Annotated in this window: 13 protein-coding genes; 8 read left to right on the top strand and 5 right to left on the bottom strand. The window is 64.5% G+C overall.

What is annotated here, in order from left to right:
* Positions 1-4: 4 nt before the first annotated feature.
* Positions 5-793 carry a helix-turn-helix transcriptional regulator gene (locus tag LVJ94_03800; GenBank protein ID WXB06369.1) on the bottom strand — a complete coding sequence of 263 codons (789 nt, stop codon included), beginning with the start codon at positions 791-793 and terminating at the stop codon, positions 5-7.
* Positions 794-861: 68 nt separating this feature from the next.
* Between LVJ94_03800 and LVJ94_03795 the strand changes: the two genes are divergently transcribed.
* Positions 862-1,287 (top strand): ester cyclase, encoded by a 426-nt coding sequence (locus LVJ94_03795; protein WXB06368.1) that lies wholly within the window; start codon positions 862-864, stop codon positions 1,285-1,287.
* A 3-nt stretch (positions 1,288-1,290) separates the two neighbouring features.
* On the opposite strand, the gene LVJ94_03790 is transcribed toward LVJ94_03795, so the two are convergent.
* Both LVJ94_03790 and LVJ94_03785 read right to left on the bottom strand, forming a co-directional pair.
* Positions 1,291-2,463 carry an MBL fold metallo-hydrolase gene (locus LVJ94_03790; GenBank protein ID WXB06367.1) on the bottom strand — a complete coding sequence of 391 codons (1,173 nt, stop codon included), beginning with the start codon at positions 2,461-2,463 and terminating at the stop codon, positions 1,291-1,293.
* A 2-nt stretch (positions 2,464-2,465) separates the two neighbouring features.
* Positions 2,466-3,026, bottom strand: a complete 561-nt coding sequence (locus tag LVJ94_03785) for a hypothetical protein (protein ID WXB06366.1) — start codon at positions 3,024-3,026, stop codon at positions 2,466-2,468.
* A gap of 81 nt (positions 3,027-3,107) precedes the next feature.
* Between LVJ94_03785 and LVJ94_03780 the strand changes: the two genes are divergently transcribed.
* From LVJ94_03780 to LVJ94_03770, 3 genes are read left to right on the top strand one after another with little or no spacing between them, the layout of a single operon-like run.
* On the top strand, positions 3,108-3,755 hold the full coding sequence (locus LVJ94_03780; GenBank protein ID WXB06365.1) for an NAD-dependent epimerase/dehydratase family protein: 648 nt from the start codon (positions 3,108-3,110) through the stop codon (positions 3,753-3,755).
* A complete protein-coding gene (locus tag LVJ94_03775; protein WXB06364.1) occupies positions 3,752-4,777 on the top strand; it encodes an aldehyde reductase in 1,026 nt (341 codons plus the stop codon). The genes LVJ94_03780 and LVJ94_03775 overlap by 4 nt, the downstream gene beginning before the upstream one ends.
* Positions 4,758-5,396, top strand: coding sequence for a TetR/AcrR family transcriptional regulator (locus LVJ94_03770; protein ID WXB06363.1), 639 nt, complete (start codon positions 4,758-4,760; stop codon positions 5,394-5,396). Before LVJ94_03775 ends, LVJ94_03770 begins: the two co-directional genes overlap by 20 nt.
* A gap of 993 nt (positions 5,397-6,389) precedes the next feature.
* On the opposite strand, the gene LVJ94_03765 is transcribed toward LVJ94_03770, so the two are convergent.
* Positions 6,390-6,575: a hypothetical protein gene (locus LVJ94_03765; protein ID WXB06362.1), complete on the bottom strand. Its 186-nt coding sequence runs from the start codon at positions 6,573-6,575 to the stop codon at positions 6,390-6,392.
* A 244-nt stretch (positions 6,576-6,819) separates the two neighbouring features.
* On the opposite strand from LVJ94_03765, the gene LVJ94_03760 reads away from it, so the two are divergent.
* Both LVJ94_03760 and LVJ94_03755 read left to right on the top strand, forming a co-directional pair.
* The gene (locus tag LVJ94_03760; protein WXB06361.1) at positions 6,820-7,617 is read left to right on the top strand and encodes an NAD(P)H-dependent oxidoreductase; all 798 of its coding nucleotides are present in this window, start codon (positions 6,820-6,822) and stop codon (positions 7,615-7,617) included.
* A 100-nt stretch (positions 7,618-7,717) separates the two neighbouring features.
* Positions 7,718-9,211 carry an MFS transporter gene (locus tag LVJ94_03755; GenBank protein WXB06360.1) on the top strand — a complete coding sequence of 498 codons (1,494 nt, stop codon included), beginning with the start codon at positions 7,718-7,720 and terminating at the stop codon, positions 9,209-9,211.
* Here the strand turns inward: LVJ94_03755 and LVJ94_03750 are convergent.
* Positions 9,140-10,042: a LysR family transcriptional regulator gene (locus LVJ94_03750; protein ID WXB06359.1), complete on the bottom strand. Its 903-nt coding sequence runs from the start codon at positions 10,040-10,042 to the stop codon at positions 9,140-9,142. The genes LVJ94_03755 and LVJ94_03750 overlap by 72 nt on opposite strands.
* A gap of 265 nt (positions 10,043-10,307) precedes the next feature.
* Here LVJ94_03750 and LVJ94_03745 point away from each other — a divergent pair, with 265 nt between their 5' ends.
* Both LVJ94_03745 and LVJ94_03740 read left to right on the top strand, forming a co-directional pair.
* Positions 10,308-11,228 carry a DUF4743 domain-containing protein gene (locus LVJ94_03745; protein WXB06358.1) on the top strand — a complete coding sequence of 307 codons (921 nt, stop codon included), beginning with the start codon at positions 10,308-10,310 and terminating at the stop codon, positions 11,226-11,228.
* Positions 11,229-11,349: 121 nt separating this feature from the next.
* A complete protein-coding gene (locus tag LVJ94_03740) occupies positions 11,350-13,506 on the top strand; it encodes a sulfatase-like hydrolase/transferase (GenBank protein WXB06357.1) in 2,157 nt (718 codons plus the stop codon).
* Positions 13,507-13,510 lie beyond the last annotated feature (4 nt).

Raw genomic sequence — 13,510 nt, 5'->3', positions numbered from 1 at the left:
GCGTTCACGCAGGGCGGGTGAAGAACACCAGGCGCTGATCGCGATCGTCGGGGGTTAGAAGCGAATCGTAATCCATGTGGACGACGGTGCCATGGGCGCGGCGGAGGGACCAGCGGCCGCGGTTTCGCTCGTCGACCTCGTGGCGCCGCCATTGGGCGCGGAAGGTGGCGCTTCGGCGATGCAAGAGATCGATGAGCTCCGTGAAGCTGCGGTCCTGCGGGTGGCGGGCATGGGCGGCGCGCAGGGCGGCGATGTTCTCCGCCGCAACGGCGCGCCAATCGGCGTAGATGGCACGCACCTTGGGGACGAGAAGGGACATGCGAACGAGGTTGCGCCGCGCGGCGGGGATGCGCCCGGGGTCTCCGATGACGCGCGCAGCCTCCTGGTTCCAGGCGAGGATGTCCAGCCTTCGTCCTAGGATGAAAACCGGGGTACCACCCATGCGGGCGAGCGCACGGGCCAAGCCGGCCTGGACGACCTCGATGGGGGCGGGACGCAGCGGCGGCTCTTCTTTGCGGGCGAGCAAGAAGAGATGTGCCCGTTCGACCTCCGTGAGGCGCAGGGCGCCCGAGAGGGCTTCGAGCACGCTCACCGACGGCGTTACATCGCGTCCTTGCTCGAGTCGGAGGTACCAATCGCTGCTCACCCCCGCGCGACCTGCCACCTCCTCGCGCCGCAGGCCGGGGGTGCGGCGGTGGCCTTCGACGGCGATGCCGAAGTCCTCGGGGCGGAGGCGTTCGCGGCGGCTGCGGAGGAATTCGCCGAGGGTCTTGCGCGAGGTGGAGCGTTGCATGGGACGTTGTATCCTAGGATACGAAACGTCGATCTTCTATGCTCGCGGAGGCACCTAACGTCACGGGCATGGAACGACAATCGACGAACACGCTCTCACGCACGATGGCCGAAGACCTCTGGGCACGTTGGACGGCCATGTGGAACGGTGACACCGAACTCGCCCGCGCGATCATCGCCGACGGGTTCTACGTGCATCTCCAGAAGAAGCTCGCGGATCCCGCCACCATCCGCGATCCGGAGGCGGTGATCGGTTTGGTCCGGACGGTGCGCGCGCAATATGCGGAGATCCGCTACGAGACGAACCTCGCCGTCCTCGTCGACGGCGACACGCTCATCGCGCGATGGTTCGCCCGCGGCATCTTCGCCGGCCGCAGCGGCCGCCCCGAGGACGTCGAAGGCCGGACCTTCCGCATCGCCGGAATCGACATACTTCGCATCGAGAACGGCCGGATCCGGGAGTGCTGGACGGTGAGCAACCCCACCGAGGAATAGGCATTACCCGCGGCAGGGCGGCAAAGCGATGCGTTCGTCGCCGTTGCCGTTCTTCGTGCCGATCACGGGGGCCTTGCTGGCGGGGCGCCATGCCGCGTTGGGCCACCAGCGCTTCATCGATGGATGGGTCGTGGGCTCGAGGCGTTCGCCGGGGCGCGGGGTCAGCACCTCGATGTCGTGGCACGCGGCGGCGACGAGGACGCGTTCGATGGGCTCCGTCCATGGGTGCGGGGCGAGTTGCAACGCACCCCAATGCACGGGAAGAAGCGCCCCGCCGCGCACCCGACGGTGGGCTTCCACGGCCAGCTCGGGACCGAGGTGCGCGTCGGGCCAATTGGCGTCGTATTGTCCCGATTCGATGAGCGTCAGATCGAACGGCCCGAAGCGCTCACCGATGCGCGCGAGGTCGTCGTGAAAACCGGTATCGCCCGAATACCAGACCCGGTGCTTCGAGCCGATGAAGGCAAAGCTGGCCCAGAGCGTGCGATTGCTCTTGGAGGGCCCACGGCCCGAGGCATGACGGGCAGGCGTCGCCACGACGTCGATGGTGCCGATGCGCGCCGATTCCCACCAATCGAGCTCGAGGATGCGCTCGCGCGGGATCCCCCAATGTTCGAGGTGGGCGCCGACGCCCAAAGGAACGATGAAGCGGGCGCGCGTGCCTTTCAGCACCGCGATCGAGCCGTAATCGAGGTGATCGTAGTGGTCGTGCGAAATGACCACGGCGTCCGCCGGAAGAGCGTCCAGCTTGGCCGGCGGTGGGAACCACCGCGAGGGACCGAGCCATCCGATGGGCGATGCGCGTGCACTCCATAGTGGATCGATGAGCACGTTCACGCCGTCGATCTCCACGAACGCCGATGAGTGCCCGAACCAGGTCACGGCGAGGCCCGATGCGGGCGGCATCGCAAACACCGGCGAAACCGTGTCGATCGGAGCGCTCGGACGCGTGTCCGGTTCCGAGCGCGCAAAGAGTCGCAAATAGCTGGCGGCAACGTCGGCCCATGATCCCTGCGGATTCTGGAATCGCCCGTCGCGCCATTGCGGAGAGCGCCTGGCGCGCTCGAGCCGATCCCCCATGGGCGCCGCCCCGAAGGCCGCACAATGGGTCAATGCGGCGCACGCCACGAGCAGCGCGACAAGGAAATAGACAGGCCGTCTCCATCGACGTCTCATATCTATTTGCCCGCGCGCTGGTACGTCAGTTGGTAGACCAACGGCGCCGTGAGGCTGCTGCTCGAAAGGGTCACCTTGAGGGTCAAGGTCTGGCCGTCGGGCGACACGCTGAACTCATTGATGCGGCTGCCCTCGTTCTTGGCAAAGGTGAACACTTGCACGAGCCGGCCGTTCACGAAGCGCTGCGTGTAAGGCGTGCGCGTATCGTTGTAGACGTACTCGGCCGGCGTGCCATCCTCGCGGGAGAAGACATCCGGACGGCCCGGCACCTTCACGCGAACGCTGCCCGATTCGAACGAAAACGTGTATTGCGCAGGCACTTGCGTCGCCGACTCGAGACGGCTGCGCGCCATCGGGCGAATGACGAAGAAGAGCCCCCCGATGGATCTCTCGATGGCCTCGCGGCGCTTCTCTTTTTCGACCGGGCTGTTGCGGTAGCGAAAGGTCCCGCCAAAGAGCGATTGCAGCTCGACCTGCTGCGCAGGCGGCTCGGCCCGCGCAGGGCTCGCCAGTGCCGGTCCCAACAATGAAATAGCAAAAATTGCGGCGTATTTGAGAGCCATCGGTGTGCCTCCTGCGATGGGGAAGCACCATCATATCTACGGTCGTAGACTTTCGCCAGCCGGATGTCTACACTCGTAAACATGAAGATACTCCTCACGGGTGCCACCGGCTTTCTCGGCCATGAAGTCCTCCGGCAAGCCCTCGACGATGATGGCATTCACCAAGTGACCACGCTCACGCGGCGCCCCGTCGGTATCGCCCACCCCAAGCTGCACGAGGCGCTCGTCACGAACTTCCTGGATTACTCGACACTCGACTTGCGCGATTGCGATGCGTGCATCTGGTCGCTCGGGGTCTCGCAGCTTCAAACCACCGAAGAGCAATACATTCGCATTACGCTCGATTTTACGATGGCCGCGGCCAGGGCGCTGTTCGCGGCCAATCCGCGCGCTCGATTCTGCTTCGTCAGCGGCCGCAATGCGGATCCCGAGGAAAAGAAGAGCGCTCTCTATGCCCGCATCAAAGGACGCACGGAACGGCAGCTCGAAGCATGGGGTGACAACGTGTTCGTCTTCCGACCGGCGTACATACGGCCCACCAAACGAAGCGGCCCTCGGAGAGATTTGGCCCGATTGTTCGCGCCCATTGGCACCGTCATGTCCATGTTTGGCAAAGACCTCAGCGTCGATTGCGACAAACTCGCGTTTTGCTTGCTGGACGTGGCCAAGCACGGGGCCGAGCGACACCTGCTGGTCAACTCCGACATTCGCGATTGGAAGGCCGCATGATGAACGAAACGGTGCTTGTGACGGGCGGCAGCGGATACGTGGCGGGACACTGCATCGTCCAGCTCCTACGGCGCGGTTACCGCGTGCGCACCACGGTGCGCTCCGCGTCGAAAGAGCAGGCGGTGCGTTCCGCCATCGTCCGGGTCGTCGATCCCGGCGACCGTCTCGATTTCGTCCATGCCGATCTCGGCGCGAATGCAGGTTGGGACGAGGCGGTGGCGGGATGCACCTACGTGCTCCACGTCGCATCGCCGTTGGGCAATGATGGGGCAAAAGATCCCGACGCCCTCATGGTGCCCGCGCGGGAGGGGACGCTTCGCGTGCTTCGTGCCGCCGTGAAGGCAAACGTGACACGGGTGGTCATGACATCGTCGACGGCGGCCTGCACCCCGCCGAATCTCGAGACGGCGGGCGACGAAGCGATGTGGACCGGCGATGCGCACCCGACGTTGAACGCCTACCGGCGGTCCAAAATTGCGGCGGAACGCGTCGCGTGGGATTTCATGGCCGCGCAGCCGGCGGGCACGACGACGCTCACCACGATCCTGCCCGGCGCCATTTTCGGCCCCGTGCTGTCGATGGCCAACCTCGGGTCGGTTCAATTCATCGACCGCCTCCTCGGAGGCAAGCTCCCCGGCGTGCCGCACCTCGGATTTTGCGTCGTCGATGTGCGCGACCTCGCCGATCTCCACATTCGCGCCATGCTCGCACCGGAGGCCGCTGGTCAGCGTTTCGTCGCGGTCGGCGACTTCATGTGGATGGACGACATTGGCGCGACCCTGCGCGCCGAGCTCGGTCCGCAGGGGACCAAGGTGCCCACGCGCAAGCTTCCCGATGTCGCCCTCCGAGTGCTCGCGTGGTTTTCGCCATCGCTGCGCGCGCTCACACCCCTTCTCGGGCGCCGCCAGCTCTTCAACTCTGCGAAGGCACAGCGTATCCTCGGCTTCTCTCCTCGCCCCGCGGCGGCCACGGTCGTCGATTGCGCACGCAACCTACTCGACCATGAAGAAGCGGCCCGCTGAAACGACCCCATCCCGCTCGGCGAAGAAAAAGACGTCGGACACTCCGCGTCCGCGCGACGCCGTGGCCACGCGAAAGGCGATCCTCGACTCGGCGCGGCGAGCCTTCGCGCGTTCCGGCTATGACGGAGTCGGCGTCCGCGAGATCGCCGCGGGTGCGGGTGTGACCGCCATGCTCATCAACCGCTATTTCGGCTCGAAGGAGCGGCTATTTGCCGAAGTCGCCATCGAGACCATGACCAAGCCCGTCATTCTCACGTCGGACTTCATCGAGTCGGGCTGCCCGAGTGAGACCATGGCCGCCGCGCTCGTTCGACTCACGCAACCGGACGCCACACCGCTCGAAGGCTTTCTCATCATGTTGCGTTCCGCGGCCAGTGAACGCGCCGCCGAAATCGGACGCGAGCAGATTCAGGCCCACTATCAAACGACGCTCGCGCGCGCGTTGCATGGGCCAGATCGCTCGGAGCGAGCGGCCGTCATTCTATCCCTCGTCGCGGGCTTCCAAATGATGCGGCAGGCGATGGGCCTTCCAGCACTCACGGACGCGAAACCCGGGGCATTGGAGCGGGTGCTCGAACGCGCACTGCGCGCGCTGATCGAGCCACCGCCCAGTAAGTAAGATATCGCGAACGGGATTTTCCCCTCGATAACGGCCGCTTGGATGCCGCCCGCCAGGTGCGAAGCCGAACCGTCCAGGAAGCGCGCCCGACGATTCCGTGCCAGGTCTTTCGAGCGGATCATGGCCTAATCCCCTATGGGAAATGGCCTACGTTCAATTACGCAAGTTCATTATCCGTGGACTCCGTGCGGTCGTCACATGGAGGTCATTCATAATTCTTGCGATTTGCGCCTGAAAAAGGGGCTCTTTCAGCGCGATGCACCGTGATCGGCCGTTAGCCTCTCGCATCATGAACACGTATTCGTATTTCCAACTTCGATCGCAGAGAGAAGGGCAATACGAACGGTTTGCCGCTGATTTCAGCGCGTTCATGATACCGCGAAAAAGCTGCGCTGTTTGCGCAACTTCTTGCTCAATAACGCCGTAGTTTGCTCACCTGCTCCAGCAGCACCAGGACACCGCGAAAAACCTGCGCGATGCTCGGCGCGGGCGCGTTCCAATGACGCCAGAAGTTCCTATTGCACAGCTGCGATCTCACGGTGCAGAAAAGCAACTTCACACGGTACGCTTGATGTGGGACCTGCATCGGAGAAGGTAAGGACATGCGCTGGCAGGTAGGCAGGTCTGGAGGAGAACGCGATCATGTTCACGTCGAGGCCACTCTGCACGGTTATCGTCTGGATTACTTGGATTGCGAGCGTAGGCCACTCCGATAATCGATAATTGATTATCGATGGGGAAGGTCGGCGTGGCCCTACGAGGCTCGCTGGACTTGGCGACGGCAGGGTGGAGCCCTGAACTGGCCGTTGACAGGGGGGAGGGGCGCACGCGGGTACTGCCCGCCCGATGTTTCGCGCAAGCCGAGGGCGCGAAGCACGCCTCATCGAGGCGGGCAGTACTCCGCGTGTTGTTTATTTCGATCGAACGATTGTCCAAGCCAAATGCCACTCATACCGCGCTAGGTTTTGCCATGTATCGTTTTCACGTCGATATCTACGTTCTCTCGATTTCCACACCGTCGCCCACCGACGACGTGGTTCCAAGAAGCGCGCCGGTCTGCCGCGCGCCCGCCGATTCGTCGCCGTATTTCATGCGCAGGCCGCGCCGCAATCGCACCAGGGAGCCTTTGATGCTCGCCACCGCGACGAGCGAAGTGCCGCTGCGGGCTCGACGCGACACCCATTGATGCAAAGAAACGCGGCTATTTCGATTCAGACGTACGAGTCTATCCATATCGAAGCCGCGAGCGGTCACTACACCAGCCGCTGGGTGTGCGACTCCGCCGAAGGCCGCAACGCGATCTTCGGCGCTCGCCGCGGCTAATCGCGGATCACCGGCGCCACTGCATTACTTCTCTCTTTGATACTAGGCATCAAACGTGTGCGTACTTGCTCGGCGGGAGTGTTGAACCCAAGCAAGAAGCATGAACGTTCTCGTCGTTTATGCGCACCCGGAACCGCAGTCGCTCAATGGTTCGCTCAAGTCTTTCACTGTCGAGCGGCTCGTTCGTGCGGGGCACGATGTTCGGGTCTCCGATTTGTACGCGATGGGGTGGAAGGCGGCGGCGGATGGGGAGGACTTTCTGGAGCGCGATCGGGGGCGGCGGCTCGATATGATGAAGGATTCGAAGCATGCGTATGTCACCGGTACGCAGGCGGCGGATATCGCGGGGCAGCAGGCCGATCTTCTGTGGGCCGATGCCGTGATATTCCAGTTTCCGCTTTGGTGGTTTGGCATGCCCGCCATCCTCAAGGGGTGGGTCGAACGCGTGTACGCGTATGGCTTCGCCTACGGCGTGGGTGAGTATTCCGACAAGCATTGGGGCGATCGCTACGGCGAAGGCGTCTTCAAAGGGAAGCGCGCCATGCTCGTGGTCACCACGGGAGGCTGGGAATCGCACTATGGCGCGCGAGGGATCAATGGGCCCATCGAAGATGTGCTCTTCCCCATCACGCACGGCATTTTGCACTATCCAGGGTTCGACGTGCTGCCACCGGTCGTCATTTACCGGACCTCCAAAATGGAGGATGCGCGCTTTGCGCACGTTCGGGAGCAGCTGGGCCAACGGCTCGACGGACTGTGGACCGATGCGCCGATCGCCTTTCGCAAGCAAAATGGTGGCGACTACGAGATCCCGGCACTGACGCTGAAGCCAGGGCTCGAACCAGGTGACGGCCTCGCACGTGGCTTCGAGATCCATTTGCAGCGCCGCGACAGCTGACCGCCCGCCGCGCATTGCGGAATTTTTCTCCGTCCACATCGGAGGTGCACGCCCATGGCCGAGGATCCTCGGCGGCCTATCTTCGCAGCAGGAGATGGCCATGCGGAGTGTGCGCGACAAATACATCGTTCTCTTTGCCGTTTGCTTGGCATCGGTGGTGCTGCCCCTCGACTTCTCGGGGGCCGCGGCGGCAACCCCCGCCATTGCGCGCGCCCTGCGCGGTAGCCCGACGGCGGTGACCTGGATCGTCAACTCGTTCATGCTCGCCTTCGGGAGCACCGTGATGGCGGCGGGCGCGCTCGCCGATGTCTACGGACGAAAACGCATTTTCGCGATCGGCATTGCCTCGTTCGTGGCGACCTCGGTGGCCGTCTCGTTCGCGCCGAGCGTCGCCTGGCTCGATGCATTCCGTGTGGGCCAGGGACTTGCGGCGGCGTGCACACTCTCGGGCGGGTCCGCGGCGCTGGCGCAGGAATTCGACGGCCCCGAAAGGGCGCGGGCCTTCAGCTTGCTGGGCACCACCTTCGGCCTGGGCCTCGCCTTCGGTCCGAGCCTTGGGGGCGTCTTGCTCGGCGTCTTGGGCTGGCGCTCCGTGTTTCTCTCCGGCGCCATCGTCGGCGTCGTCTCGCTCGCATTCGCCATCCCGACCATGCGCGAGTCCCGCGATCCGAACGCGCGCGGGGTCGATGGGCCAGGGACGGCGACCTTCACGGCCGCACTCGCGCTCTTCACCTTCGCCTTGATCGAGGCGCCCGCGCGCGGATGGACGAGTCTCCCGGTCCTGGGCCTCTTCGGCGCGGCAGCCTTGGCGCTCGTCGCGTTCGTGCAGATCGAACGGCATGCGGCGCACCCCATGCTCGATTTGTCGCTCTTTCGCTATCCCCGATTCGTCGGGGTGCAGGCGCTGCCCATCGCCACGGCGTGCTGCTACGTGGTGTTGCTCATCCTCCTGCCGATTCGCTTCATCGGCATCGAGGGCCATGACGAAGTCACCGCCGGGACGACCATGTTGGCGCTATCGGCGCCCATGCTCGTGGTGCCCTTCGCCGTGGCAACGTGCACGCGATGGATCTCGCCGGGGACCCTCTCGGCGGCGGGCCTGGTGCTCGCGGCGGGCGGATTGGTGTGGCTTGGACGTATCGCGCCGGGAGCGCCCGTCGCCACGATGGCGAAACCGATGCTGCTCATTGGCTTTGGCACGAGTGCGCCCTGGGGGCTGATGGACGGTCTCTCGGTGAGCGTCGTGCCCAAAGAGCGCGCGGGGATGGCCACGGGCATCTTCGGCACCACGCGCATCGCCGGCGAGAGCATCGCATTGGCCGCGACGCGTGCGGCACTGGCCACCATGATCGGCGCGCGCATCCCCCACCCCGAGATGGCACAGAGCGTCGCCGCAGGCGATCTGCTCCACGCCGGAGGGGACTCCGCCATCATGCTCTTCGCCTATGGCGATGCCTTTCGCATGCTTTGCAATGGCCTTGCCGTGCTGACCCTGGCTTCGGCGCTCGTGGTGCTCGTCTTTCTATCGGGTGCGTCGCTCGTCGATGAAAAGGCGCGACGAGATGAAATCGACGAACACCCGAATCTTGGGTGAAAGCTGCCGATTCGACGGCCAGAGCGCCCAGAACTGCCCATGATGGTCGAGATGCTCGTCGAGCACGGCGCGCAGTGCCCCGCGCGCCAGGGCATCGCGGGCGAGAAAGTCCGGCATGTAGGCCATGCCATGCCCATCGATGGTCGCCGTGAGAAGCGCTTCCATGTTGTTGCAGGTCAATGCCGCCGGGCGAAGGCGCACCCCTGCAGGCTCCCCCGATAGGGTCCAGTTTTGCAGCTTTCCCGAGGTGGGGAATCGGAAACGGATGCAATCATGATGCGGCAAGTCGGACGGCGCCCGCGGTACGCCTTTGCGTTTCAAATATGCGGGCGACGCGCACACGACGAAACGAAATGCCCCCAGCCGGCGCGACATCAGCCGTGAATCTGGAAGATCTCCGCTGCGGATGGCCACGTCGATGCCTTCGTTGACGATATCGACGATGGTATCGTTGAAATCGAGATCCAGTTCGACCTCGGGATAAAGGCGACGAAACTCCGGCAAAATGGGCAGCAAGAACCGGTAGCCAATGGTCGGTAGACTGACCCGGAGCTTTCCCCGCGGTGCTTGCGCGACGTGGGACAGCATCGTCTCGGCGTCCTTCAGATCGTCGACGATGCGCTGGCATCGTTCGAAGAACAGCTCGCCTGCGGCCGTCAGGCGCACGCTGCGCGTCGTGCGCTGAAACAGTCGCACGCCCACGTTTCGTTCGAGCTTGGCGACACTCTTCCCCACGGCGGAGGCAGTCAAACCGAGCGCGCGCCCCGCCGCCACGAAACTCCCCGTCTCGGCGCTCTTCACGAAGACGGCGATCCCGCTGAGGCTATCCATAGGAGTTTCACTACCACGTTCGGAATCGTTTCCATGCACGACGGTGTGAGCGATCCGGTCAGGCGGAAAAAGAATCGACGTGGGTGGATTCCTTGGTAAATGGGTCGAGCTCCGGACATTCTAGAGAGACGCTGCGCGTGAGTCGTTCTGCGGCCGCGCCGTTCTGCAGGTTGCGGCACGCGTGCTGCAAAAACCGTTTGCGAAGCGGGCTATTTGCTCGACGCGATATCGCCGTCGAGCATCCGACGCGCGCCCACGAAGGTACATGAGCTTTCTCGACCGAATCATCGAATCGAACCAAGCGAGGTTCGACGCCTTTCTTCCCCTGCTGGTCCGGCGTTGGCAAGTCGGTTGGATCCATCGCGATATCGTACCCATGGTGCTCGAGTCGAGTCCGCGATTCGCATACGATGCCGACGCCATCTGGTTGTGCGCAGCACCGGAGGATCGAGGCGCACGCACCGAGGCGATGGAGGCCGCCGTCGGCCTGTTGGCGCGCCGCGGGATTGTCACCCAGCGAGGAGAGCGACTCGCGGTGGCTTCGCGATTGGGCGCGGCCCCGCTCTTCGAGTTGGATTGTGGCGCCACCCAGCACTTCGGTGTGCGCACCTACGGCGTTCACGTAAACGGATACGTGCACCACCGTGGGCAGCTGTTCGTGTGGCTGCGAAGACCCGCGCGAAACGGCTTCGAGCAAACGCGGCCTTGGAGCACCGTGGTCGGTAGCGTCGTTCCCCCGAGGCGCTCCCTCGAGCAGGTGCTCTGCGAGGAAGCCGCCACGCAGGCCGGCATTCCCTGCGGACTGGCGGCGCAAGGCCAATTGGCTGGAGCCATCTCGTGGGTTCGCGAGTGCCCCGACGGCCTCGCGCCGAATACCACCTTCGTCTTCGACTTGGAGCTCGCGTCGTTCGAGCCGGCGCCCCTCCAGGGTCGGGCGGAGGATTTCTCGCTATGCCCGGTCGAGGAATTGCGCTGGCTCGTTTCCGAGCCGCATCACGTCGACCCGAGCTCCGCCGTCGTCATCATCGACTTTCTCCTTCGCCACGGGGCCATTTCCCCTTGCGAACCCGATTATTCGGAACTGGTATACCGGCTTCGCTCGGGCCTGCGGCCGCGATCCTGGCACCAAACGCCACCCTTCGCCGTCGGCTTTGATTCGCGCGAGGTCGCAGCGCTGCGCACCTGATTGTTGCGCGAACGCGGCGGAAACGTGATGCGGCGGAGCAGATGGCGTTGCGTACCCCTGTAAAGAAACGCAAAGGAGTTGTCGCTTTGTTCACCGCCACGTCACGTTCGACACGAGAGGCATGGCCGACGAAGCGACACGTACCGGGGGGGCCATCGAGGATGCACGAAGCGCGTTTCTCCTCGCCACGGTCGCCGCGGCCCTCGTGGAAGGAGCCACCGGCGCGCGAGGCGCACTCTTCATTTCGAGAAATGCCGTGTCGATTCTCGTGGCGGCCGTCGGTGCTGCCGCGGGTGCCGCGGCCATGGTCGCACCGTTGGCACTCGCCGCATGGCTGCTGCTGTCGCGTCCCGAGGTGCGGAGGCTCGGGCGCAGCTTGCGCGAGGGGCTCGGCGGAGAGGACATCGACGGCCAGCGACTCGCCGTGCTCGGAGAAACCGCCGTGCTCGCACTCACGCTGGTCCGCGCGGCCATTTTGGGGCGCGGCTTCATTGCCTCTCACGGCGCGCCCATCGCAGCATCCTTGATCGTGCTCAGTGCGCTCGCGCTCATGCTCACCGGCACCTTGGCCGTGGCCTTCGCCGCGCAACGCATCGGCCCCTGGCTTTCACGATGGCGTTCGCGCGCGAGCGCACGGCAACGGCTCGTGTGGAACGCGTGCGCCGCGGGCGTCGAGCTCGTGGGGGTGGCAAGCCTCGCCGTCGTGGGCATCTGCGCACTCGTCCCATCGCAATATGCCGTTCTGCTAAGTGCCGTAACGCTCGCGTTCTTCGTGGGGCACGTCTCCATCGTTCGACGCGCCGTGGGGCGGCGATTCGGCCGGCGCCGCGTCATCGCATCGCTGGTGCTCGCAGGCGCACTGGGACCGTTCGCCTCGCTCGTACTCTTGACGCTGCCCAGCCCCACGCAGCTCACCGTCCTTTATCGCGCGCCCTACGTGTCGCTGGTCATTGCGCTTTTTCGGGCGGTGACCGACCACGATGGAGACGGATATTCAGGTTTGCTCGGCGGAGATTGCAACGACCACGATCCGAGGATCCATCCCGGCGCGCTCGACCTACCGGGCAATGGCGTGGACGAGAATTGCTCGGGCGAAGATGCCCGGGACGACGCAGCCTCGCTCGGGGCGTCACCTCCCGTCGTTTCATCGCGCCCCATGAGCATCGTGCTCGTGCACCTGGATGCGCTCCGGCCCGATCATCTGGGGCTGACCGGGTATGCGCGCCCGACGTCGCCGAACATCGACCGGTTTCGGGAGTCGGCCACATGGTTTCGCCACGCGTACACCCCCTCGCCGGCCACGCGCTTTGCCATGGCGTCCCTTTTCACGGGACGAGCCGCCGACCGTATTCCGCACCAGCGCGGGGCCGTCGATATCACCTTGCTGCCGTCGGCGCCCACGCTGGCCGAACGGCTCGAGCCCCTTGGGTACGATCGCGCGGGATGGACCATTTCGTACGTCGTGTCGCATTTCCACGGCATGGGGCGCGGTTTTCGGATCTGGCGCACGCCGTGGCCCGTGGAAGACGGCGACGACGTTCACGGGGAAGATGCGACGTTGACGACCAACACGGCGCTTTCCTATTTGCAGTCCGCACCGGAGGGAGCACCCTTCTTTCTCTTTTTGCATTATCAATGCACGCACGATCCGTACATTGCGCACCCATCGTGGGACTTCGGCCAAGCGGATATCGACCGTTACGATAGCGCCCTCGCCTATTGCGATAGCGAAATCGGACGGCTCTTGACCCACCTCGAGGAACGAGACGATCGGCAGCGCACGGCTGTCCTCTTTTACTCCGACCATGGTGAGCTTTTCGGCGAGCATGGATTCCTCGGGCACGGACAATCGCTCTCCGAGCCCGATACCCGGGTGCTCCTTCTGGCCAAGATCCCAGGAGCCCGCGTGCGCACGGTGGATGTTCCGGTGTCCCTGACCGACCTGGCCCCGACGATTCTGGCCTTGGCCAACGCGGAACCCGATCCTGCCAGCGATGGCTGGAACCTGTTGCACCTCCTGTTCGACGAGGCACCGCCCGAAGAGCGCACACGTCCGCTCTTCTTCTATGCCGAACACCGCTGGGGTCTACTTCACCTCGAGTCCCGCGCCGTGATGCAAGGGGCGTTCAAGTACCTCCAAACCGATTCCGGGCTCGAACAGCTCTATCGACTCGACGTCGATCCCGGGGAGCGAAACGACATGACCAGGTCCTCTCCCGAAACCCGACTGGCCATGGTGCGATTGCTGGACACCTGGCAGGGTCGAACGCGCCCCTGACGGG

This window comes from Sorangiineae bacterium MSr11367 (assembly GCA_037157805.1).
GTDB classification, from domain to species: domain Bacteria; phylum Myxococcota_A; class Polyangia; order Polyangiales; family Polyangiaceae; genus Pendulispora; species Pendulispora rubella.
The sequence above is the reverse complement of the archived record's forward strand: the minus strand, read 5'-3'. Positions and strand labels throughout refer to the sequence as shown.